Annotated in this window: 13 protein-coding genes and 1 pseudogene; 7 read left to right on the plus strand and 7 right to left on the minus strand. The window is 53.5% G+C overall.

The genetic code is table 11. The features are described from left to right. Positions 1-42: 42 nt before the first annotated feature. A complete protein-coding gene (locus Mag101_RS05810) occupies positions 43-2,439 on the minus strand; it encodes an alkaline phosphatase D family protein (protein ID WP_077402075.1) in 2,397 nt (798 codons plus the stop codon). Between the two features lie 48 nt (positions 2,440-2,487). Beyond that, complete coding sequence (locus tag Mag101_RS05815) at positions 2,488-3,453, minus strand: sugar kinase (RefSeq protein ID WP_077402078.1); 966 nt, start codon at positions 3,451-3,453, stop codon at positions 2,488-2,490. A gap of 469 nt (positions 3,454-3,922) precedes the next feature. On the opposite strand from Mag101_RS05815, the gene Mag101_RS05820 reads away from it, so the two are divergent. Further along, the gene (locus tag Mag101_RS05820; protein ID WP_077402081.1) at positions 3,923-7,447 is read left to right on the plus strand and encodes a TonB-dependent receptor; all 3,525 of its coding nucleotides are present in this window, start codon (positions 3,923-3,925) and stop codon (positions 7,445-7,447) included. Positions 7,448-7,516: 69 nt separating this feature from the next. Further along, a complete protein-coding gene (locus Mag101_RS05825; RefSeq protein ID WP_077402084.1) occupies positions 7,517-9,031 on the plus strand; it encodes a tryptophan halogenase family protein in 1,515 nt (504 codons plus the stop codon). A 61-nt stretch (positions 9,032-9,092) separates the two neighbouring features. Here the strand turns inward: Mag101_RS05825 and Mag101_RS05830 are convergent, their stop codons facing one another. Both Mag101_RS05830 and Mag101_RS05835 read right to left on the minus strand, forming a co-directional pair. Further along, a complete protein-coding gene (locus Mag101_RS05830; RefSeq protein WP_077402087.1) occupies positions 9,093-13,232 on the minus strand; it encodes a carbohydrate-binding protein in 4,140 nt (1,379 codons plus the stop codon). A 387-nt stretch (positions 13,233-13,619) separates the two neighbouring features. After that, complete coding sequence (locus tag Mag101_RS05835; RefSeq protein ID WP_077402090.1) at positions 13,620-16,064, minus strand: agarase; 2,445 nt, start codon at positions 16,062-16,064, stop codon at positions 13,620-13,622. A gap of 300 nt (positions 16,065-16,364) precedes the next feature. On the opposite strand from Mag101_RS05835, the gene Mag101_RS05840 reads away from it, so the two are divergent. The 3 genes from Mag101_RS05840 to eno are packed head-to-tail and all read left to right on the plus strand — an operon-like array spanning position 16,365 to position 20,167. Then, positions 16,365-17,849, plus strand: a complete 1,485-nt coding sequence (locus Mag101_RS05840) for an aldehyde dehydrogenase family protein (RefSeq protein ID WP_232325156.1) — start codon at positions 16,365-16,367, stop codon at positions 17,847-17,849. A 2-nt stretch (positions 17,850-17,851) separates the two neighbouring features. Continuing rightward, complete coding sequence (locus Mag101_RS05845; protein ID WP_077402096.1) at positions 17,852-18,844, plus strand: phosphotransferase family protein; 993 nt, start codon at positions 17,852-17,854, stop codon at positions 18,842-18,844. A gap of 39 nt (positions 18,845-18,883) precedes the next feature. Further along, positions 18,884-20,167, plus strand: coding sequence for a phosphopyruvate hydratase (eno, locus tag Mag101_RS05850; protein WP_077402099.1), 1,284 nt, complete (start codon positions 18,884-18,886; stop codon positions 20,165-20,167). Positions 20,168-20,453: 286 nt separating this feature from the next. On the opposite strand, the pseudogene arsH reads toward eno, so the two are convergent. Further along, positions 20,454-21,143, minus strand: a pseudogene (arsH, locus tag Mag101_RS05855) (arsenical resistance protein ArsH); the annotation flags it as partial. A 131-nt stretch (positions 21,144-21,274) separates the two neighbouring features. Next, positions 21,275-21,577: an ArsR/SmtB family transcription factor gene (locus Mag101_RS05860; protein WP_077402106.1), complete on the minus strand. Its 303-nt coding sequence runs from the start codon at positions 21,575-21,577 to the stop codon at positions 21,275-21,277. 227 nt (positions 21,578-21,804) lie between these two features. Here Mag101_RS05860 and Mag101_RS05865 point away from each other — a divergent pair, with 227 nt between their 5' ends. Further along, complete coding sequence (locus Mag101_RS05865) at positions 21,805-22,317, plus strand: BLUF domain-containing protein (protein ID WP_077408093.1); 513 nt, start codon at positions 21,805-21,807, stop codon at positions 22,315-22,317. A gap of 9 nt (positions 22,318-22,326) precedes the next feature. Here the strand turns inward: Mag101_RS05865 and Mag101_RS05870 are convergent, their stop codons facing one another. Beyond that, the gene (locus Mag101_RS05870) at positions 22,327-23,409 is read right to left on the minus strand and encodes an SMP-30/gluconolactonase/LRE family protein (protein WP_077402108.1); all 1,083 of its coding nucleotides are present in this window, start codon (positions 23,407-23,409) and stop codon (positions 22,327-22,329) included. A gap of 271 nt (positions 23,410-23,680) precedes the next feature. Here Mag101_RS05870 and Mag101_RS05875 point away from each other — a divergent pair, with 271 nt between their 5' ends. Beyond that, positions 23,681-25,300, plus strand: coding sequence for a sulfatase-like hydrolase/transferase (locus tag Mag101_RS05875; protein ID WP_198040112.1), 1,620 nt, complete (start codon positions 23,681-23,683; stop codon positions 25,298-25,300). Positions 25,301-25,325: the final 25 nt, after the last annotated feature.

Consider the following 25,325-nt stretch of genomic DNA (forward strand, 5'->3'; position numbering starts at 1 on the left):
GCATTCAGATGACTGGATTCAGGAGTGTTCTCCACGTATTCGTTAGGTATCTTGTTCCGATAGGATGGGATGCACCTGTGGCCAGCCGGCAAACTGTGCATCCCGCTGTGGATCCGCGTCCCAGGGCCAGCATTCCATCGTGTAGTGATTGGCAGTCTGGTCAATGGTTACCAACCCATAGCCCTCTCTCTTCAGCGCCCGATCCGAAACAAATTTTCCCCAGCTGGTATTGTCGTCACTGAACTCTGCGTGCGAAATTTTCGGATTGGCGACCGCTAGTACGCGCATCTTGTTGCCAAACGGATCAATAAAATGACCGGTATTCGGGTCATTCCCGACCGGGTTCTCGAGCTTGCCAAACCCTTCGAACCAGCGCTGCCAAAATGCTGCGGAGGCGGGTCCCGAGAAAAACAGGGCACCGCCGGAGAAGTCCTTGGTGTATTGCTGTGCGAGCATTCCCAGGTGCTGGTCGCCGGCGAGTACCAGTGCGTTCGCGTCTTCCACCAGCTTGACCGCGCGGGTACGCCCATCGGGCGGGTAGCCGTTTGCGTCGTAGTCAACCAAGCCCGCGCCGGTCTCATCGGTTTGCGGTGAGCCCCAGATGGAGGCGGTGAGGCAAACCTTTGGCATGCCCGGATCCATGTGCTTCCAGTCCTGTAAAAACGCTTCTTGCCGACTGCCGAGCAAGCTGCCTGTGACTGTGAGTCGCTCAGCTTCATAGTCGGGTGCCGATTTGAACTTGCGATCCTCCACCATGGCGAAGCTGGTTTTCCCATAGACAAAGTGCGCATAAGTGACCGGAATACCGTGCTGGATCGGGGTGGGGTCATAGGCATCCGGGGTATGGCTGCTCTGCATGCGGTACACCATTTTTACCAGGTCGATATCGTGCTTGAAGCCGCCGTCTTCTTCCCGCGGACCGCCGCTGGCATCGCCTTTGTTGCCCCACAAGTTGCCCTGCAATACGTCGTGATCGTCCACCAGAAGGATCGACGGGCGGTTACGTACGGATTCGCGAAAGGTCCAGTACCAGAGATACCAGCGATACAGCGTGTCGAGCTTTGCCTGGGGCGTATCGCGGCCGTAGCGGGTGGGAAAGGTTTCGTAGTACTGGTCACCGGCGAAAACATACAGGTCTGGCTGGTGACTGTCGCAATGTTTGGTCAGTGTCGCATGTGGGAAGAAGACAAAATCCTCTGTGTAGCGACCAAGGGTGCGCTCTTCCGGAATATGTTTCTTTATTGCGATGTCGTCGAGGCTCTTCGCAGTAGGAGTGATGCAGGAATACAGCGCAATTTTTAGTGCGTCGCTCTTGGCGGGGTCTTTTTGTATCTGCCCGGAGTATAAAGTCTCTTCGTGGTTGTCATACCGCACACGGTACTCGTGGTCTTGCCCGGCATCCCAGCCCGTAATACGAAACGCCGCAACGTAGCCATCTTCTATTTTTGCCTCGGCCCCGACGATCCACTCTTCGGTGCCAAGCACGCGGTATTCAAGCCGTGCAGCAGGGTTCGCCTGTAGGTCGATTGGCATAAATTGCGCAGACAATTTCAGCACCGCGTTATCGGGGCCATTGGCACAGTTTAGGCTGTGCATACAACCCATAACGGGACCGAGTACCCGCTCAGGATAGGCCGAGATCTTGTCGCCGCCGGTTTCAATATGACTGAACCACCAGCGGGCACCGGCCTGCTGATGGTGTGGAGAAGAAACCAGCATAATCCCACCGGTGAGTTGCTCAGCCTCTACACCGCTGCGTACTGCAAACCCGAGTTCACTGCCACTGTGTACGTCGCTGGTAATCAGGCGCACATCAAACCGCCCGTTGGCCACCGGGTCGATATGGCAATCCAGTTGAATCTCCCGCGTGCCTATCCGGTCGATACCGACGCTGCCTGCGCGCTCAAGGCGGGTAAACGCCATGCTGTTCTTTTGATCGGAAAAGTCGCGGAAGCTCAGTTTTCCCTGATCATCCAGCACCGCCATAAAGCCGCCGTTGGTTCCGCCGGCGCGTTGTGCCAGAGCCGCCCCCCGGTAATCCAGTTCTCCAGCCCCCACACCCAATAAAAAGCCGCAAAAGCCACCGGCTTCGGGCGTCAGCAGGCCTACCCGGGCGCGCAGCCGGCCCGCCTGGTGGTGGTTGTTCAGTTCGCGGGTCAGCAAGGCTGCGGTGCGCACTTCAAAGGACTTTTCCCCCCGCAAGCACTCCAGTCGGCCATTGTTGCAGTGCCAGTCCTGTAGCCGATTACCCCACAGGGGCCCGCCCAGCCAGTGTTGCAAGCCAGATTCGGGGAGGGCTTCAATCGGGCGGGTACCGACAAGCTCGGGCCTGGCTGCCGCCATTGCGGAAGCAAGAGAAGGCGTTAGTGCCGGGGTCAGCGCTGCGCCAAGGATGCTCGCAGTGCCGGAAGTTAACTTGATGAAGTTGCGACGTTTCATATTGATTGAGACCGCGTTTCGTTATTTTTCTAAGGGGGCACAATTGAGCTAGTCGGCGAATGTATCCGGAAAGTGAGATTGGTCGACAAGGGCCCCGCGGTGCTGAATCACCACCGCAGAGATCTTCGCCGCCTGTGCGATCGCTTGGCGAGGGGATGCGCCTCGACTGCGGAAGGCGAGGTAGCTGCCATTGAAGGAGTCACCGGCTGCGGTGGTATCCACTACCTTATCTACCGCTGTAATCGATTCCAGAAAGCGCTCCTTGGAGCCTCGGTAGTAGACCCCATTGGGGCCGTCTTTAATCACCAGCTCTGCAATGGAGAAGGGCTCCAGTAGATCGCAGGCCCCGGAGAAGTCCTTCACTCCATACAATGCTTCCAGGTCTTCGATCCCCGGCAATGCCAGGTCCGCATAGGTAAAGGCGAGTGCATACTGATCGCGGGTCTCTTTGGCCGACTGCCAGAGCTTTGGGCGGTAGTTGGGGTCGAATACGATCTTGGTACCGGAATCCTGCAGCTGTTCCACCAGTTCCCAAAAGACGGGGCGTGACTCGGGCGTCAATACAGCCAGAGAGATCCCGCTAAAGAAGAACATGTCCGGCCGGGGTGCGAGGCCGGCGGGGGAGTAGCCTCCATCCCCTGCGACTTGTGTTGCCTCGCGAAACAGTGGCATCACTTCCCGAGCCGCTGAGCTATTTCGCCAATAACTGAAGCTACGCTCGCCGGCGTTATCGGTGTTCACCATATAGAGGCCCAATTGGCGATCGGGGTGACGGAATACCAGCGAGGTATCGATGTGCTCCCTTTCCAGAGCGTCAATCAGACCGTTACTGGCACTGTCAAAGCCAACGGCAGTCATCAGACGCACCCGGTCATCGGCCTGCGCAAGACGCTTGTAGTAAACGGCCACACTGTGTACGTCGCCGGCGAAAGACTGTTGGTAGAGGCCTGGCTCTACTAGGCTGAACTCCACCATGCTTTCCCCAAGAATTACCAGATCCGTCATCTCAGTCATATCTCCTTGTTGCGCACCCGCTGGGGTATGAGAAAATCGCTGTCACGAAAGGGATTATTGACACGTTTAGCGGGCATTTTATGGAGCAGGTCGGTGGTCAAGCCCAGCAGATAAGTCTGGTGCTTTACTCCCGGAGTGCATGCTTGTAAATTGTCAACAACGGTTCGTGGGATTTTCCAGCGAGTCGTAAAAAGTATTTTAAAAACAATAAGTTAGTGTTTTTCGGATCAGTGAGCAGGCTTTTGCCCCCTGACGCGCTCTTCAGCCGCTATTAAACAACGATTGAATATTGTTAACAATCAACAGTTGACATGTATTCGGGCGTTGGTGGATGATTGAGCCATCGATGGAGGAAACCCAAATAATTTAACTAATGGGTCTTCTTTCGAAATCTAGGGGCGGCGCCACTAGCGGTATCAGTGAATGCCGAGTTGATAATAAAAATGCGATCCGATGGAGAGAGATAATCATGTCTACGTCCAATGTACGTAATCGCTTCCGCATGTCTGCACTGTCAGTAGCGGTACTGTCTGTATGCAGCGGTCAAGCGTTTGCACAGGAATCCGACGAGCAAAACCAATACGAAGCGCTTGAAGAAGTTCAGGTGACGGGTATTCGGGCGAGTCTGGAGAAGTCTATTGATGACAAACGCTTCGGCGGAAACATCAAGGACACCATCAATGCCGAAGACATCGGCAAAACCACCGATCAGAACATTGCAGAAGCCCTGTCCCGCGTGACTGGTGTTTCTATGCAGACTTCGGACGGTGAAGGCACCACTATTACAGTACGTGGTGCAAATGCTCAGCAGAACAACATTAGCCTGAACGGCGTGCAGCTCGGCTCCACCGGTTTCAGCCAGGCGGTGGACCTTTCTGCATACTCTGCGGACATCCTCTCCAAGATCGAGGTTGTAAAAACACCAAGCGCGGACCATGACGAAGGTTCTCTCGGTGCCAACATCAACTTGGTATCGAACAAGCCACTGGAAGTGAGCGAAGGCTTCAATATCAGCGGTCAGGGTCGTTACAACGATCTTTCTGAAAAAGAAAATCACAAGGTTTCCACGACTTACACCGGTAAATTCTTTGACGATACTTTCGGTGTGATTGTTACCGCGTTTGATGAAACCAACTCCGTGCGTAAAGACCAATTTATGCAGGAAAACTGGATTTCTCGCACGTCCCAGCGTGCTACCGACCAGAACGGTAATATCGTTAATGACGTAACCGGTTTGGTCCCATACAACACCAAGATGCAATTGCATCAGAATGACCGCGATCGTCAGGGTGTAAATTTGGGTATGCAGTGGGCGGCCACCGATGCTACCGAAGTGAACGCAAGCCTCAGTTGGAACAAACAGGAAATCGACAGCACGATGCACGAGGTAAAGACCCGTGCTGGCGACTACTGGACCTACAACAATATGGTGGAAGGTGAAGACTACCTGTGGACTGGTCCTGCAGCTTGGACCGACCCGCAAGAAGACTGGCACACCTATAATTCCGATACGCGTACTTTTACCAAGTATCTGAACCGCTCGGCACTGGGTGACCTTTCTCAGGCGGAGAACAAATTTACCAATGAGAACCGCATTTTCTCCCTCGATGTAAATCATGAGCTGAACGACTCTGTTGTAGTGAGCGGTGGTGTAAATTACTCCAAGGCGGAAGAGATCCCGGATCAGGCGCTGTATGTCAACATGCAGAACTATCGCCGTGTAAATGCCTGGCTGACTCGCTTCGCGCCTCCCGGTGAAGCAGAACCTGTAGGTTACGACTGTACTTCGGGCAAGTGTAATCTTGTCGCGGGCGAGGGCTTTGTAGACTACGGGGCTGTATTGCACCCAGATCCAAATGCACTGTGGGACAACTCCTCGACCACCGGTTTCAACCCGGATGACCTCGCCGCACAGCACGTTTCTTTCCTGTCACGTACCGTACGCGAAGTATCGGATGAGCAGCAGGCAGCCTATTTTGACGTGGACTGGGACGTAGATTTTGCGGGTGTGCACAAGCTTGAGTTCGGTGCCAAGGCCACATCTCGCGAGAAGTATGTGGACAACCAGACCGGTGAGTTTAACTCTATTGGTGAAGGTGTCATTGTTACCGATCCAGAGACCGGGCAAACATACACCATTGTTGAAGGTATCACCGATATCGACGGTACTTTTGTCACCAATGGTGATCTGGGTGTTAGCGACTTCATGAACTCGCTGGGTTACGATCGCAATAACGTGACCGACGGCTGGCAGACCGTTTCTGCTGAGCGCGCATTTGAGGTTGCTCTCAATAACCCAGCGGCAGAATTTATTGCTGATGATACCGAGACGCGGTCTGCTGATCTCGATACTCAGGCGTTGTATTTCAAAGCGAACTTTTCATTCCTGGATGACACCTTGAGTGGTGATGTTGGCCTGCGGTATGTGAACACCACCGTGGATACAACCGGTTACTCGGGTGTTAACTTCCATAGCAGTACCGGTAACCTTGGTCGTGTTTTGGATGCCTTTACCTTGCAGTCACTACGCGATAGTTCCAACCCGGCGTGTGCGCCGGTAATTGACTACGGTACACCCATCGTACTGGATGATCCTTCGACCCCAGATATTGATGAAAATACCATTGATAGTGATCCGCAAAACCAGGAAGAGTTGCGCTGGTCGCGTGTCGATGGCCTCGGCTGGGACACTCAGGGCACTGCAGATCGCTCCGATGATACGCCAATTTCTGCTCAGGGTGCCTGTTACGATGCCTTCGCAGTTCGCGGCAACATGAACGAGTACATGCTGTGGCGTCATTCTGATGTATCCACTGAATCGAACTACATCTATGGTGCACGTGATGCCGACGGTAACCCGATTGTAGAAGATCGCAGCCTGCGCTCCTTCGCCGTTACCGGTGAGCATGAATATGATGTGTTGCTGCCTAGTCTGAACCTGAACTACATCATTAATGATGAGATGGTTGGCCGTGTTGCTGTCTCCAAAACCATGTCTCGTCCGCAGATTGACTCCCTGCGCCCTGGCTTTAAAGTTCAGGAAACGGTTTGGACTGATGAAAACGGCACCGGTAACGCGATTACTCTGACCAATACCAAGCTGGATCCTCTCGAGTCCAACAACTTGGATCTGTCGTTCGAATGGTACTTCGCCGATAACTCCATGCTTGCCGCTGGTCTGTTCTACAAAGATATGACCAACTTCGAGGAGTCGCAGACCATTGTTACCTATATGGATGACCTGCGTGATTTGGGCCTCGACGAGAATGGTGAGCCGTATGACACCGCCAGCCTAATTAAGAGTACCGACAACCTCGAAGGTTGTATGCCTCGCCGTATCGAAGGTGTTGCGGACTACGATGAAGACTGGCTGCACTCTGATGACCTGACCGATCTTTGTGCCAAGTTCCAGACCACGAGCATTACTAATGGTAAAGGTGCAGAAATTCGTGGGGCGGAACTTCAGTACACCCAGACTTACGACATGCTACCTGGCGTGTTTGCTGGTCTGGGTACCATGTTTAACTACACCTATCAGGATAGTGCCTACGATCAAGAGGTCTCTTCTCTGGATCCGAGCCTGGTATTACCTGAGCTGCCGGTAGCCTACACCCCAGAACATAGCTACAACGCGACCGTATTCTGGGAAATGAATGGCCATCAGCTGCGCTTGGCTTATCAGGGAACCTCTGATCAACTGGCGCGACGCGTATGGGACAACGGCTCCCTGTGGCAGGAAGGTCGCGGTACTTTGGACCTTTCCGCGAGCTACGCTTTGAACGACAATGTTAGTCTGTCATTCAATGCGGTAAACCTGACTGATGAGGGTGTTCGCCATTACTACACTAGCCGCTTTATCCAATTGCCGGATGCAAATGGCAATATGGTTGCCTTCGACGAAGGCAACCCTCTGGATGGTGGCTATAAAGGGCGTACCGCTGAAGAGTATAAGACTGGTACATTCTACCGGTTTGGTATTCAGGCGCGCTTCTAACGTTCCCAAGGTTGTTAATTTGTTAGCTTGATTTGGCCGCGCCTGGAAACAGGCGCGGTTTTTTTGTTTATGAATAGAAAGAAGTTGATCGTAGTTGGTGGTGGAACTGCTGGTTGGATGGCAGCTCTAATGTTGCAGAAGGCGGTAGGCGATAGCTGGACTATCGAACTGATTGAGTCCAGTAAACGAGGGATAATTGGGGTAGGCGAGGGATCTACACCAGCATTGAAATCATTTTTCGAGGATTTAGAAATTCCTGAAGATGAATGGATGCAGGCGTGTAGTGCGACTTATAAATCGGGTATTACCTTCGATCGATGGTCGGAAAAATCAGGGTTCACAAGCTATTTCCACCCTTTTTACAGTCATTTCGATCGCGATCATGCCAAGGCGCTAATTCACAATTCTCATTTGCGTCGCTCAGGAAAAGATGTGCATGCGCATCCGGACGTCTTCTCGTATAACCATTATTTGGCTAAGAATCGTCTCTCCCCAGTCGTGCCTCATCATTTTCCGTTTGAAGTGCAGTACGGATACCATTTTGATGCAGGTTTGCTTGCCCAGTATTTGAAGAAAGTTGCCTTAATACGCGGAGTTCACCATCGGGATGCATTAATCACCGAGGTGGATCTGAGTACGAGTGGGGATATAGCAGCGGTTATCGACGAGAAAGGGGAGCGCCACGAAGGGGAGTGGTTTATCGATTGCTCTGGGTTTGCTGCATTACTGATTGGCGATACCCTGAAGACGCCATTTACCAGCTACGCAGATACCCTATGGAATGACAGTGCGGTTACCCTTGCCATGCCTCCAGATGCTGAACCACCATGTGAAACGGTGTCCACCGCATTGAAAAATGGCTGGGCTTGGCGAATTCCGCTCCAGAGTCGTGTGGGTTATGGCTATGTCTACAGTAGCCGCTACTGTACCAGGGAAGAGGCGGAGGAAGAGCTCCGCGCGCATGCGGGTGCAGATGCCTCGGTCGACGCACGTCACCTTTCGATGAATATAGGTCGTCGGGAAGAACACTGGGTAAAAAATTGCGTGGCTGTCGGCTTGTCACAGGGGTTTATTGAGCCCCTGGAAGCGACGTCTCTGGCCTTAACTCAGCAGACCATCACTCGGTTCATACACGCTTTCAGGGAAGGGAATACGGGCGAGGAGTTTCGTGAAATATTCAATACTTCTGTGAATAAAAGTTATGACGACGTGCGGGATTACATATCCGTCCACTTTCTTACCAATAGCCGTACGGACAGTCAATACTGGGTTGATAGCAGGGAAAAGCCCGGGCCCGCCAGTAAAGCGCTAAGTGCCGTATTCAGTTGCTGGTTTGATAATGGTGATTTGCCCGGGTTGCTGAAGCATCTGAAAATTGATGGGGCTTACAGTAATTTCTCTTGGCACTATATTTTGTGCGGAATGGGTGTTTTTCCGGCAGCCGAGACATTGACGTCTCCCTCTCCTAAAGATCTTTCCGGTATCGATTTTGAGCAGATACGTGACTTTTTTGCACGTTGTACCCTGAATCATCAGAGCCATATTGAAGCCCTGAAATTCTCTGGTTTAAAACGCCTGCTATAAAAAAGCCGTACCAGACTTGGCGTCTGGTACGGCTTGTTCGTTTAAAGATTCAACAGCTATATCAGTTACGTGTTGGCTCTACACTAAACTCCTTGATCACCAGGTTTGCAACCGCCAACTGGCCATCGTGGCGGAAGTCCACGGCAATGGTGTTGTTGGCTTGCAGCAGTTCAACAGGCACAGGAATTTCCAGTGTGTTGAAGTAGCGTTCGGCGTTGTTTGCCCGACGGCCGCGCCAGTCAATGGGTGTATCGACCACTTCACCATTCACGGTGAGCGAAACAATGCCGAGGTTGGTGTCGACCTTGTCGTCTTCATCCGGATAGAGTGCCACGGTCAGGCGCAGTTGCGCTTCAGCGTAACCTGCAGGTACCGACACATTGCTAATACTCAGTGTCTTGGCACCGCCGGCCACGGCAATGCGGTGCGGTTCACTGCCACCGCTCACGCTGTTACCGAAGTACTTCTTCTCATCCATGGACTGGTTGATGGCGATGTTGTTACCCAGGGTGTAACGCAGAACAACCGTTGCATCGGCACCCAGCGTCAGCGTGCTTGGCGCTTGCTGCATGTGGTGACGATCGGTTACGGTGTCATAGCTGCTGTCGTAACGCATATTACGCATTTCAACATTCTGTACCGCAGCGCCGCCAAGACCTGCGACATTCAGGTTGATGGTAGTTGCGTAGGTCTCCAGGTTGTTGATGATGACGAACAGTTCGTTGCCGTTTACGTAGGACTGTACCTGTACATCTGCATCGGTGGAAATACTGTCTACACGGGTACCGTCGACATCCGCCCAAAGTTCGAAGAACTGGATGTAGTCGGACCACTTCCACTCGTCACTATTCAGCGAGGTCTCTTTCATTAGAGCGTAATGATAGGGAGCCGTACACGTGCGAACTTTCTCTGATCCACAGCCAAATGGCTTATAGCCCCACAGCGGTTTCGCCGGGGTGAACGGCATGGACTTGATGACATAATCCGGACGCTCCAGAATCTGCATAAACATGGCGTTGAAGGACTTCATCACCTCAGACTCGTAGCGATTGTTGTGCACCAGGTAGTCCCAACCACCCTGTACCGCACCGTACTCAGATAGCACGATAGGTTTGCGGTTGGCTTCACCATTCTGGTAAACGTCGTACCACTCCATCATGTCCAGCATGGCGTGCAGGTGACCGTTACGGCGCAATACCGACATGTTGTCGCCATCGACACCGGGCCAGTCGTAGACGTGTACGGCATAGAAGTCCATGTTGTGGCCGGCAGCATCCAGAAAGCCTTTCCACATCACATCCCACTGATACCAGTCCTGGTCGCGGGTATCGTCCACTGTGGTAGCCATCGCATTCTCAAAGAAGGCTTCGGCAGCGGCTTCCGCATCCGGATCTTCGTCGGTAATCCACTGTGCGTAGTTATCGTCACCAAAGCGCGAAATGCCATCGCGACGATAGAAGTCGTGCTGGCCCCAGGTCATACCACCAATCAGCGGTGCTTCATTCCCGAGCTTCGCACGGATTTCCTGTGCTACGAGGTTGTGGTATTCCCACAGTGCTTCCTGGTTGGTAACCATGAACTTACCGGTTTTCATTTCCATGTCCGGTTCGTTGATCACTTCCCAGTATTTCGGCATTGGGTCACCAATGAAGCCGTTACTGCTGTTGGCGTAGTAGTGCTTCAGGTATTGGCCCATCCATGCGGCAGAGGTCTGGATATCCATCGGCTGCCAGTTGTGCCAGGTCTTTCCGTTGTCGTACCAGCTCAGTGTCGGGTAGGTGGGGTGTGGGTTGGTACCGGCGATCAGTTCGGTGCTTTCCGGGCTGAAGCGCTTGTAGAACGCATTGGCTTCATAGTTTTCACGCAGCTCCTGCCCGCGCGTCACCATGTAGTCCATATCCGGCCAATTCGCCTTGTTCGGGTCTTCCTTAGTATCAGAGAACTTCCACGTAGCAGTACCGTTGTCGCGACCGAAGGTCACGTCGAGGGTGTTTAGCAGGTAGTTCAGCTTGTCGGAATGACCAACCCAGTCTTGCTCATAGATCGCAGTGTGCGCAGTAATATGCCGTGCGCGACCAAAGTCGGATACGCCATTAACACTGTGCGCGATGTTGGCATTTACCGTGACGGTAGCGCTGTGGGTATTACCGACTTGTGCGGCAGAGCAGCCGGACTCATTGGTAAACGCACCGGAAGCAGTAGACGGGCAATTGTCCGCGCTGTCTGCAATACCATCGCTATCACTGTCTGAGAAACCACTACAGCCCATCGGGTCAACGTTTTGACCGTACGGGGTGTTGGGACATTGATCCGTCGTGTTAAGTACGCCGTCGAAGTCGTCGTCGTCACCACCGGGGCTCGAACAACCAACAGCGTTGACGAACTCGCCAAGTCCGGTAGTAGGGCATTGGTCTTCCGCATCGTTGATGCCATCTTCATCGGTATCCAGCTGCGAAGGTGCACAGCCGACACTGTTGGCGGTTTCCGCTGGGTCTGTGCTCGGGCACTGGTCGCTAACATCCGGAGTACCGTCGCCGTCACCGTCGAGGTTCAGGTCAGCATCACCCACGCGCTCGAAAATGGCGTAGTCGATATTGAACTGGAAGTCCTCACTGCCGGCACCATAAATACGAATGGTCATATCACCGGCAAACAGGTTCACTTCGCTGGAAGCATTTACCAGATAGAAGCTATCCCAGTCGCCTTGGCTCACCACATCGGTGGTGTTTTTGATCACCAGCTCACCTTCGTGGTCGGTGGCCATCAGTCCAACTGCCGTGCCGGAAGTATTTCCGGTACCCACATAGAACTTCGGACGGTACAAGCCGGATTGATCCAGGTTCAGGTTGTACTCCAGGTAGTCACCACTGTTGAAGTAGTTGACGGCCATACCACCGTTGATGGCATAGGTGTCGATATCGCCACCTACTGCATGGGCGCTTTCTGCCTGCAGGGTAAAAGTTCCAGAAACCGGGCTGCCGTTACCGGGCGAGGTACCACCAGAACTGGAGCTGGAGGAGGAACCGCCTGAGCTGGAAGAACTCGAGGAGGAACTGGAAGACGAGCTCGAAGAAGAACTGGAGCTGCTGCCGCCGGAACTGGACGAACTGCTTGACGAACTACTTGAAGAGCTACTTGAAGAACTGGACGAACTACTCGAAGAACTGCTGGAGGAAGAACCGCCGGAGCTGGAGGAACCACCGGCATATGCGAACTCCATGCGGTCCAGATTCCACTGCCAGTCATTACTACCACCGCCGTACACGCGAATTTGTTGCGTGCCCGCTGGCAGGTATACGCTACCTGCGGCTTGCGGTTGGAAGTTGTCCCAGCCGGCGCTCGATACATTGGTTTGCGCCAGTGTTTGCCAGCTTCCGCCGCTATTTAGCTGGAAATCAATCTGAGCCCCGCTCACCGCAGTGCCGGCGAAATAGGTCAGGTCGTAGTTACCCGCCTGAGGTACAGAAACGGAGTATTCCGCGTAGTCACCTTTATTGACGTAGTTAATCGCGGTCGCGCCGTTGGCTGAGTACACGCTGATTTTTTGCGGCTGGCCGTCGGCATAAGTACCGCCAACCTGCGCGAAGCTTTCCGCTTCCACGGTAAATTCCGTGCTGCCACCGCCGCTGCTGGAACTACTAGAGCCACCGCTGGAGCTACTGCTTGAACTTGAGCTGCTGCTAGAACCGCCGCCGGTGCTGACGAGAGTCAGTTCCAGCGCATCCAGGTTCCACTGCCAGTCGTTGCTGCCAGAGCCAACAACCCGCAGGTTAATGGTGCCCGTTGGAAGTGAAACGTTACCTGCATCCAGCGGCTGGAAGTTGTCCCAGTGGCCAGCAGGTACTGCTTTCTTGGCTAGGGAAGTCCAGCTGCTGCCGGAGCCGATCTGGAAATCGATCTCCGCACCAGAGGTGATGCTGGTACCGATCAGGTATTGCAGGTTATAGGTGCCTGCTTCTGCAACTTGCAGGGCATATTCTGCGTAATCACCACGGTTCACGTAGTTAATGGCGGTCACACCATTCACATTGTAAACACTGATTTTTTGAGGCTGGCCATCGGCGTAGGTACCACCGACGCTACTGAAGGATTCAGCCTCAATTCGATAATCTGCAGCAGTTGCCGCAGTACTGAAGGCAAGACCGGCAGCTAGCACAGACTGTGCCAGCGCCAGTGGGCGCCTTGGGTAGGGGAGTTTCATCGCTTGCTCCGGGATCGAGACACGGTACATCTGGTGTCGTTTTTATTTTTGAACCGCTCTGGCGTTTCGCCGATACCTCGAAATGGCAAAGCGCACAGGAAGTGGCTTTGAATTGACCGTAGTTGCCGCGTCCAGATGATTAGAATTGCTTTTGGACAAGCGGCGGCTGTTAGCGTTATATCTACGACCGCAACCATTTAACAATAAACTGTTAACAATCTACAATACAGTGGGCGGGAATTTTGCCCGTTTTTTCGTGTTTTTTCAGAAATGCGAACTGGTACTGGAGGATGGTTTGGCTTGGAGTGGAGTGGAGAGGGAAACCAGACCGGCAGTAATGCTGCCGGCCTGGCGAAAGAGTCAAAATTTTGCAGAAAAAAGAATGAGCTAGCCGCGTGCCCCACGACCTAACGGCACCGAAGTATTGGACACTTGTGCAGTGACCGTGCTGACGAAGCCACCATCGTCGTCAAATGCAATTTCAATTACATTGTTTTCACTCAGGTAACTGTGGTCCACGGGAATCTCGATAACGCCGAAGAACTGTGCGCGACCTTTGCCGCCGTAATATTGGTCGTAGCCCTGGTAGTCTTCCGGCACGGACAAGGTGTTGCCGTTAATGGTTACGGAAGGCGTGAGGGACTTGTCATGATCTCGGCCGACGCCCAAACGCAAGATTGCTTCGCCGTTATCGCCAAGGGTAACGCCGTTGATGACGAAAGAAATTTTTTCGCCAGCAGTAATAGCCTGTTTGTAAGTCTCTGCGTAGTACTTGGTTTCCATATTGTCGTTGTCGATGGTAATCGCATCGGTAAAGGTCAACTGCAAAATGGCGGTCGCTTCGGCGTTTAAGGTAAACGTTTGCGGCAACTCGGTGGCCGAGGTTTCGTCCAGTACAGGCTTTCCACTATCGTCGTAGTGCAATTGCTTGATAGTCGCGCTTTCAAAACTGTTTCCTGCGATACCGAGAGTGGCGAGGTCCAGTACCGAAGCTTCCTGTTCCAGATTGTTGACTACCAGATACGCGGTATTGCCATCGACATAGGCATTTACCTGTACATCCAGATCGCTCGCCCAGCTGTCTACGCGGGTACCTTGTACATCCGACCACAGCTGGTAGAACTTGACGAACTCCGTGTACACCCACGCATCGCCAGTTTCACCGTCCCCTTCACTTTTTTGCCGCATCAGGCGGTTGGTGTAGGGCATACCGGTTTCCGGGTCGCGCCCCCATTCTGCCTTGATGGTGACAAACGGGATGGACTTCAGAATCTGGTCCGGTCGCTCCAGCATATTCATGGTCAGGCCGTTCAAGGCGCGTAACTTGAAGCTGTCGCGCTGTGGCGACCAGGCATCGTTCATCATGCTGTGCACCGTGGCGCCAATCTCGGAAACCATAAACGGCATGCGTGCGCCGGTTGCCATCAGGCTATATTGCTCGAGCATATCGAACGTGGCTTCCACGTTACTACCGCGGCGGAGCTGTCGAGTGCCCTGAAATGCTGGGAAGTCATAGAAATGCACGGACAAGAAGTCCATATTGTTGCCGGCAATATCGATAAACAGCTTGTCGCGCTCTTCCCAGCGGTTGAAGTTATCTTTTTCAAAATCCGGGAAGGCGACGGTGTAGCCGCCAATCAAAACGTTTTCGTGCGAGGCCAAATTCCACGCGTCGCGGTAAGCTCGAACTTCATTAGCTACCGCATTGTGAAATTTGAAGACTTTTTCTGCTGTGGTTGCAGTTTTTCCTGCTGAGGGGTAGTCGACCAAGTCGTAAAGCGGTTCGTTGACTACCTCAAGATAGACAGGTTTTGGTTGCCCAAATTCGTCGTTCTCGCCACGGTTAAAATACTCGTAGAGATAGTTCGCCATGTAGTGGCCGACAGCGGTCCCAAATGGCTCAGCATCGGTGTCCGTCGTAGAAAAACTCCAGCCCATGCCGGTGTCCTGGCCGTCCGGCCAATATGGGTGGTCCTGTCCTCCAACCACTAAATCTGTCGCGCGGTGTCCGTGTTTGCGAATCAACTCTCCCTTAGGACTGGTGTCTTTGCTGTAGTTCCAACGCATGCCGCCACCGTTGGTAATGGCGGAATCAACATCGATAAAGCCTGGACGGCTACCGTCTTCAGGCAATTGGCTCAATTGCCACTTCATGTTCCCGGTGTCGCGCCCGAAGTAGACGTCGTAGCCTTCCAGGAAATTAGTCATCAAATTGGAGTCGTCATTCAGTGCCCCAGCCCCAGAGCTTTGCGCATTCTCATCGAACCAATCATTTTCGGTATTTGAAGCGTGTACAGTGATGAACTTGCGACGATCAAATTCTGATTCACCACCCACTGAGTGCCGCATGTTCAGGTTGAAGTCGACTTTAATCGCACTCTCTGCCGGAGGCTCCGGTTCTACAGGCTCTGCCATAGTGGTGACTGTGTAATCCGCACTCACACCACCAATCGTTAGCGTGGCGGCGACTTCGGTACTGTATGCGGTGCTCGAAGTGACACGTACAGCGACACTGTCACCATTCTCAAGGGTGGCGGCATCGCTGGAATAGCTGCCGTTATTCACCGAATACTCTCCACCACTAATGCTGACATTCGTGGACGCATTGATACCGGAGACGGTAATGGCATCGGCGGTATAAGCCGTATCCAGATCCGCGTCGTTAACGGCGGAAAATGCAAAGGTATCGGGACGTGTGTCTTGTTGTACACCGCCGTTGTCCTGTTGCGGCTGGTTGTTACCAGAGCTGCCGCTACCGCCTCCGCCACAGGCCGCGAGGGCTGCGGTCAGGGTAAGCAAAGCGAAGCGCGCAGGTAGGGAATAGGGTCTCATCCGCTCTCTCTCCAGATCGGTTTTATCGTTTTGTCTCGCGGATACTAGCGGCGCCGGCAGGGCACTGTAAATAGTATATTGTTAACAAAGTGGCTGGTGGTTTGGACATACCTGACATTGTTGCCAGACTGGCAATGCTCAATATACTTATGCACTTTTACCTTCTTTTTAGAGCTCTTTGTACCTAGCAAAATCTCTATTCTTACTGAATTACATCTTGTAGATTGTTGACAAAAGTCGTAGTGTCGTAGTTATAGCAGTCCCACCTTTAGTCAATAACCAAAAATAATGGGTAAAGTGATGATTGAAACTACTGCAAAGGTCCAGGCGTTTATTGGCCAGTCCCACATTCCTTTCTATTCCAACGGTGCCTGGGTAACGGGCAGTACTGGCAAGTCCATGACTGTGGAGAACCCGGCAGATAAATCCCGTCTGGCAACAATTTCCGAGGCTCTGGCCAGTGACGCTGAGCAGGCTATTGAAGGAGCCCATGCTGCATTTTCTTCCTGGCAAGAGACCAGCCCTGCTGAGCGCGCCGCACTGTTGCGCAAGCTTGCAGACTTGTGTGAGCGCGATGCCGAGGAACTGTCACAGCTGGAAGCTCTGGATGTCGGTAAGCCAGTCGAAAATGCCCGTGGGTTCGATGTGCCATTCGGCATCGAGTGCCTGCGTTACTTTGCGGATCTCTGCGAGAAAGAAGAGTTTGAAACCCCGCTGACTCTCGACGGTATGAAGCAGGCCCGCAAAGTGCGCCTGCCCTACGGCGTGGTCGGTTTTATTTTCCCCTGGAACTTCCCGCTCACCCTGTGCCAATGGGGTATTGCACCGGCGCTTGCGGCAGGCAACACCGTGGTGGTGAAGCCTTCTGAAGTAACCCCGCTTTCCACGCTGTATCTCGCCAAATTGGCGGAAGAAGCTGGCTTTCCCGCAGGCGTGATCAATGTGCTGCCGGGTGAGGGTCCGGAAGTCGGCTCCGTATTTACCCAGCACCCAAAAGTGCGCTTTGTTTCTTTCACTGGCTCTTCCCGCGTGGGTCGTCTGATTGGCGAAGCGTGTGGCGCAAACCTGAAGCCGGTGAAGCTGGAGCTGGGTGGCAAGGGCGCGTCCATTCTCTGCGACGACGCAAATATCAGCGCCGCTGCCGCGGGTCTGGCTGGTGCTATTACCCTGAATACTGGGCAGGTATGTTGCACTGCGACCCGTTGGATTGTGCATGAGAGCGTAGCGTCCGAATTTATCGAGCAGGTAAAAGCGGAGCTCGACAAAGTGCTGATCAAGGCCGGTATGAACGAAGATAGCCAGATGGGCCCGCTCGTAAGCGAGCGCCAACTGAACACCGTCAACGGCTACATTCAACAGGGGCAGGAACAGGGTGCAGAGATTGTGTATGGCGGCCAGCCGCTCTCTGACGCGGAGCGTTCTGGCTACTACGTTTGCCCCACGCTGTTGATGGGCTCTGAAGAGAATATTTGCTTCCGTGAGGAAGTTTTCGGGCCAGTGGCTTACATCACCACTTTCAAGGACGACGCCGATGCCTTGCGTCAGGTCAATAGTCTGGACTACGGGTTGGCCAACAGTGTTTGGACCACGAACAACGACCGCGCTATTTCCATCGCCAAAAAGATGGTGTCTGGTAACAGCTGGGTAAATGCGCACAACGTGTTTGCGTACGGTCTGCCGTATGGTGCCTGTAGTGCCAGTGGCATGGGTGGTGGCGTGAACAGCCGCGAAACAATGCTGGACTACACCCGCAATTTGTCGATCGCCGAACCCGAAGAGGAATAACTGTGGATCAGGTAGCGTTATGTGATTACCTGATCGACAAAGGTCTTCTGCACTCACAGGATGCAACCTTTACCGCGCTCTCCGGCGGGGTTTCTTGTGAGATCCTGCTGGTAGACGACGGTCAGGCACGCTTTGTCGTTAAGCGTGCGCTGGACAAGCTCAAGGTAAAAGACGATTGGTTTGCGGATATCAAACGCAATATCACCGAGCAGGAATACCTGCGTTATGTCGGTGCATTCCTGCCCGAGTCTGTGCCCGCCATTCTCTATTCCGATGCAGAAAAGTATTTTTTCTGCATGGAAATGATTGAGGGGGGGCTGGAAAACTGGAAGTCGCGCCTGCTACTTGGCGAATATGATCGCCAGTATGCACGCCTTGCGGGGAGCTATCTTGGCAGCATTCACAAGCAGTCCCTTGGCGATTCTTTGGCACAAGCTAAATTCGATACCCTGAAGGACTTCACCGAGCTTCGCCTTGAGCCATACCTATTGAAAACCGGTAGCCGGCACCCCGGGCTGAACACGCACTTTGTGTCAGAGGCCGATCGGATTGCCAGCACGGCTACCTGTCTTATTCACGGTGACTACAGCCCGAAAAACCTGATGGTTGGGAATGGCAAGCTGGTGATTCTCGACTGCGAGGTGGCCTGGTATGGCGACCCCGTCTTTGATGTCGCCTTCCTGTTAAATCACTTTTTGCTCAAGGCTCTGCATAAGCCAAAGAACGCGGCACAAATTCTGGGCCTGGGCGAGAAGGTGTGGGAAGCCTACTTGGCTGCGTCGGGAGAGGTTGTCGACGATGGCTTCGAGTCCCGGCTGTGTCACCTGCTGCCCATGTTGATGTTGGCCCGGGTAGATGGCAAGTCCCCAGTGGAGTACCTGAATGCCTGCCAGCAACAAACCGTCAGGAACTTTGCTTACGCAGTAATCCCTGATGGACCAACCACATTAAGTCAGCTGCTCTATCAATGGACAGAACTTTTGGCCGCAGAATGATTAGTGGTAAATAAACACGGTAAATAAATTAAGTACGCCATGAATATCCAAAGTATTGACGCGTTTCAAATATACGATTCACGGGGTTTTCCCACGGTTGAAGTAGAAGTCACCCTCGAGAACGGCGTGACCGGTTCTGGCTTGGTGCCCAGTGGTGCATCCACTGGGCAGTTTGAGGCACTTGAGCTGCGCGATGGTGACAAGTCTGTTTTCCGCGGCAAGTCTGTCTTTAAGGCGATTGCGAATATTCGCGGGGAAATTGCCCCGGCGCTGCAGGGCATGGCCGTCACTGACCTGAAAGCCATCGACGGCAAACTGGTAGAGCTGGACGGTACGGAAAATAAATCCCGGCTCGGCGCTAACGCTACCCTTGGCGTCTCCATGGCATGCGCCCGTGCCGCGGCAAACGCGCGCGGTGTGCCGCTGTACGAATACCTGGGCAAAGGGCAGGGCACCCTGCTCCCATTGAACGAGATTCAGATTCTGGGTGGTGGCGCACATGCCGACTGGGCCATTGATATTCAGGACTTCCTGATTATTGCGATGGGTGCGAAAACCTACGAAGAAACGCTGGAGATGACCTTCAATATCTACCATGCCGCGGGCGAAGTGATGAAGGGGCGGGGCAAGAGTGTTGGGCTTGCCGACGAAGGTGGTTGGTGGCCAGCGTTTGACAGTAATGAAGAGCCTTTTGAAGTCCTTCTGGAAGCGGTGCGCCTGGCGGGTTATGAAGCTGGGAAAGATGTGGCCATTTCTCTGGATATCGCCGCCAGTGACCTGTACGACGGTGAGCGGTACCACCTGAAGAAAGACGGTACCTCATTTACCCCTTCAGAGTTTTGTGACCTGATGATTGAGTGGTGTGAGAAATACCCGATCATCTCTATCGAAGACCCCTTTGCGGACACCGATTTCGATAGCTGGAAACGGTTTACTGAAGAAGTGGGCAAACGTGTACAGGTAATCGGTGACGATCTCTTCACTACTAACATCGCCCGTATCGAAAATGGTATCGATAACCAGTTGGCGAATTCTGTACTGATCAAACTCAATCAGATCGGTACCGTATCCGAAACCATGGCGGCAATCGAAATGACCCAGAAAGCCGGTTGGCTGCCGGTCGTATCGGCGCGTTCGGGTGAAACGGAAGATGCGTTTATTGCCCATCTCGCGGTTGCGACCAACGCGGGTCAGCTCAAAGTTGGTTCCTTTGCCCGCAGTGAGCGTATGGTGAAGTGGAATGAGGTGTTGCGTATTGAGCGAAGCCTGGGGAAACGCGCGCGTTTTGTCGGTGCGGAGCTGTACCAGACGATCTTCGGCTAGTTGTTCGGATAGTTGTTGGGGTAATTGTTCGAGCGGTTGTAAAGACATTCAGTCTGTTCGGCCGGCATGTTGTAGCCGGCCGAACAGACTGAGTGGGAATTGCGCTAATTCACTGGTGCGCACCTGCTTTTGCTACCGCTTGGTATTAGCAGAAAATTTAGCAGCAGCTTTGGGCCTTTGGCGCACAGCAAGCGGACTTTTGCGCAGCTTGTGGAGCAACCGGGACAGGCGCAGCCTTTGGAGCGCAACAAGCGCTGCGTTTAACATCCATTGCGCCGGCGGCTTCTACCTGATTTTTCAGCGCCTCCGCGGCTTGCTTTGACAGCGCGGCCTTGGCCTCGCTAAAGCGTTCGGTCAGATAGTCGCTCTGGCCACGCATCAGTATGGTGGTTTTCACCAGCTCTTCCAGTACATCGATAACACGGTCGCGGAAGGCGGAGTCTTTGAGCTTTCCGTCTTCGTCGAACTCTTGCCAAGCCTTGGCAATAGACGACTGGTTGGGGATGGTAAACATACGCATCCAGCGGCCGAGAATGCGCATATTATTTACCGCGTTAAAGGACTGCGAGCCGCCGGTAATCTGCATCACCGCCAGGGTTTTACCCTGGGTGGCACGCACTGCGGATTGATCCAGCGGCAGCCAGTCGATTTGGTTTTTGAATACCGCGGACATGTTGCCGTGCATTTCGGGGCTGATCCAGACCTGGCCATCACACCATTCAGACCATTCGCGCAGTTGTTGCACCTTCGGGTGATCCGTACTTTCACCATCGAAAATCGGCAGGTCGCGCGGGTCAAACAGTCTGGCTTCTGCACCGAATTGCTCTAGCATTTCCATCACTTCGTCCGCCAGTTTGCGCGTGTGCGAATTGGGGCGCAGGGAACCGAATAGCACCAGGATTTTAGGTGCAACGTCGGTCGGCGAAACTTGTTGCAGCCTGTGTTGAATATTCTTGGCCGTGTGGTTGGGAAGCATTGTGGTCACCTTTAATCTGTATCTATCTATATGTGTATCTGTCACGTCTTTGTCTAGATTTTGATATTTCTAAAAATATCGAAATATAGGTGAAAAAAACGGGTGCAAAAAACTCCATTCGAGGCGTGCGATCAGTCGCAACAGCCTTGCTGCTCAACGCAGCATTCTTCAGCCAAATAGCCCACCAGCGCACTGAGCGCGGGGAAACAGGCTTCACAGCGCAGTATCCGGCCCTGGCGTTCCTGACTCATTAGTCCCGCGTTCACCAGGCGACTGATGTGGTGGGAGAGGGTTGAGCCGGGGACGTCCAGCGCCTGCTGTATGTCACTTACTGCCAGACCCTCCGGACCCGCTTTTACCAGCAGGCGATAGATGGCCAGGCGAGTGGTGTGACCCAGCTCGGCGAGTTTTTTGGCAGCGTCTTGATGTTCCATGTCTGAACTGTAGTGAGTGCGCTCTCATTTGTAAACTATATTTCTAGATTTATCGAAATAATTGTCGACCGCTGGTTCACATCAGTGGTTCATGTCTCTTGTTCGCGCCAATGTGATTTGCTGCAACTTTACGGACTCTGCTCGGTCTCTGCGGACGCGTCGATAGATCCACGGTCGGCCGTCGCGCGTAACAAGGTGCCATATAAAGAATAAAGTTGGAGAAGACCTTGAGTGATTTGATTCAGTTGGTATACGCGAGCCGGGCCACGTTCAAGCCCGCACCCAATAGCCAGGGAGTTGAGCCTTCCGTCGCCCGCATATTGATGCAGAGCCGCCGCAATAACAGTCGTGTCGATATTGGTGGGGTGCTCTATTTTGGCGATGGGCACTTCTTTCAGGTGCTAGAGGGCGATCGCACCGTGGTCACCGAAACCTATGAGCGAATCACCTCCGATCCCCGTCACAGTGACGCGACGATTCTGTCGTTAAAAAATACGCGTGAGCGGGGCTTTAACGAATGGTCGATGAAGTATGTCCCGGTAGATGACGCCGTGCGCGCATTTCTGGCAAAGCGCGGTGAACGCAATTTCGCACCGTTCAAATTTTCAGGTGGGGATGTGGAGGCATTGGTTCGCTTGCTGCATGCCCAGGGTGAGGGCGGCGCAACGAAGGCGAAGCGAAAGTGGGACCTGGGCGGGCTGCTCAGAGCGCCCGCGTTACTAAATCCCTTTCGCCGGTAATCGGTATTGCTAGTGTTTTTGCATGCGCCCCAGATTTTCTGAGAGCAGGCTGCCGACATAAAGGTAGTCTGGTGTTTCAAGCACACCGGTGGTGGTGGCATAACCGCCAGAGGGGTCTTGCAGGTCTTGCAAGACCTCACCTGCTTCATTGATCGCTATGACGTGGCCGTAATAGGTGGCTTTGGGGCGCATAAACTGGGGCAGGCGTTGCACGATTTTGCGTAAAAAGGGGCGGCCGGATATTTTGTCCAGCAGCGGGTTTCTCGGCGATACCAGACCGACCCAGTACTTTCCATCCAGTCCACGGTTCAGGTTATCGGGGAATGCCGGTAGCTCGCCAATTACTTCCGAAAGTGCACCGCGATTGTCCGCGGCGATCCCCACTCGCACTACCCGGTAGTTACCGGTCTCATTGACCAGCACGGATTGTTCATCGGACGCCAGTGCCAGGCCATTGGCGAAATTCAGCCCCTGATAAATCAATTTTGTTTTGTTGTCCGCAGGCGAGTAGCTCAACACGCGCCCGTGACCACCGTGCTCCATCAGGTCTAGCAGGCTGGCGGGGTAGCTGCCACCCCACTGCTTGGCACCAAACTTCATTGAGGCATCGGTGAAGTAGATGGTGCCGTCGCTGGCGATATCCAGGTTATTCGCGTAGAGAATCGGAGATTCACCAAGCTTGTTGGTGAGCAGGGTCTGTACACCGCTAGGGCTGAAAGAGAGCAGGCCCAGGAAGGCGTCAGCCACAATCAGGTTTCCCTGTTGGTCAAACGCCAGCCCGAGCGGGCGGCCGCCGGTTTCAGCAAATACTTCGCGGTTAGTGCCGTCTGCGTTGAGGCGCAGGATGCGGCCTTCATGTACGGAAACATAGATCCGGCCCTGGTTGTCCAGCACCACATCTTCCGGGCCCGTCCATTCACCAATGTCGATCTGATCCAGCCCGGCCAACTTATCGTTGACCGCAAACTGGCCGCTATACCCGGGGTTGGCGGGGGCCTGCCACGCCTGGGGGTTGATAGGCACCGGTGCGAGAAGAAAGTAACCAAGTACAAGTCCCAGTATTAGTGTTATTGAGATGCCTGCTGTTTTCATTTTTTCGTTCCCGCAAAGGCTGAAATTTCGAGTCTGCTGAGTCTATGTGCTTCGACGTGTCAAATCTACAGATGCGAGACCGGATAGGTGGCAAGTACAACGGTGCCACTTACGGCTGATATACAGCTCTTGCTGAATTAGCTTCTATATTCACCGTATTGCGACTATCGACACGGTGCTTCATATGCTTTGCAGGCGGCAGTTCTTTTTGCTCTTTTTCACGTTTTTCACTTTTTTTACCGTTTCAGGTACTGCGGTATCGGATCCGATCGTGCATGACGCCGAACATTACATTCTCGAAGCGCAATTCGGTGAGCGCTGGCAGCAGGAAGATCGTCAGCTGAATCGGCGCCTGGCAGAGCTGCGAGAAAAACACGGTACACCGCCGAATATTGTGCACATCATGTGGGACGATACTGCGCTGGGGGAGGTGGGTATCCCGGCCATTCAGAGTGTGCGCGGGTTTAAGACGCCGAACATCAACCAAATGGCGAATGACGGCATCAATTTTATGCGTATGTACACGGAGCCAGCGTGTACGCCGACCCGTGCAGCCTTCCAGACCGGGCGCTATGCGGTGCGCAGTGGCATGCATACGGTGTCGTTTCCGGTGGAATACTCGGGGATGGATGCGGGAGAGGTAACGATTGCCGAGGTGTTGGACAAGGCGGGGTATAACACTGCGTTCTTTGGCAAGTGGCATCTCGGCGATACTGAGTTCAGTTACGCGCATAAACAGGGCTACGACGAGGCCTTTTTCACGCCATACAACCAGGTGCCCTCCATGTGGATTCCACAGGCGGAAGTGGCAAATGTGATAACTGGTCTCTACCCGGATCTGCATGGCGAGGATCAATACGATCTCGATCAATCTCACCAGCCCCGCGGTGTGGTTTGGACCATCGAGGGCACCAAGGGTGGTCCCAGCCGAGAGTGGGGCCCTCCACCGGACATTAAAAATTACTGGGATATTGAGACCGAGGCGCAAAAGCGAACATTGGCCTTTATTGACAAGAGTGTCGCCGACAAAAAACCGTTCTTCATTTCCTATCAGCCGATTTTGACGGCGTTCTTTCCCGATCCTCGCGAGAAAAAGCGGCTTACAGCGAATAAAAATGTAGGCGCAGAAGGGTTGGTCAAGCTCGATGCGTTTGTCGGCAAACTGTTTGAACACTTGCAGAGCCAGGGGGTTGCGGAAAACACCTTGGTGATTGTGATGGCGGACAATGGTCCCTTTATCCACTACGGCCCGCGGGGCATGGTGGAAACCTTATATCGCGGAGGAAAAGGGGACTTTACCGAGGGTGGGGTGCGGGTGCCTATGCTGGCTACCTGGCCGGGGGTCATTAAGCCCGGGCAGATTGTCGGGGATATATTGCATGTAACCGATTTGTATACCACCTTCGCCAACCTGGGCGGCGCCAAGAAATATATACCGCGCGACCGGATTATCGATGGCGTGGACCAGACGTCGCTGTTCCTGAATGGGGACGGGTTCAGTCGCCGCGACTATGTGATGATTTACCAGGGGCCAAATCTGGCGGCTGGTGTAAAGGGGCGCTTCAAGCGGGACTGGAAAAATGCCGAAGTGGGCTTGTCAAAAAATGAGTTCTACGACCTGTTTACCGACCCGCGCGAAATGCATGGTGAGATGATCGAACAGTTTCATGTAAAGAGCATGTTCAACCGGCAGCGGCAGCGCCACGAACTGTGGATTAAAAAATACCCCAATCGCCCGGACGCAACGCCGGGACCTGCACTGACCGGACTGGAAAATGTGCGGCCTGAGACCGTGGAGATTTATACCGCACCGGTTGATCCCAAAAAGTTACCGTTTGACCCGCAAGAGGTAAGCGAACAGCCACTGCCTTTTAGTGGTAGTGACTTGTAGTGCTGTATTTTGTATCGCGTAACTA

The sequence above is a fragment of the Microbulbifer agarilyticus genome, assembly GCF_001999945.1.
GTDB classification, from domain to species: domain Bacteria; phylum Pseudomonadota; class Gammaproteobacteria; order Pseudomonadales; family Cellvibrionaceae; genus Microbulbifer; species Microbulbifer agarilyticus_A.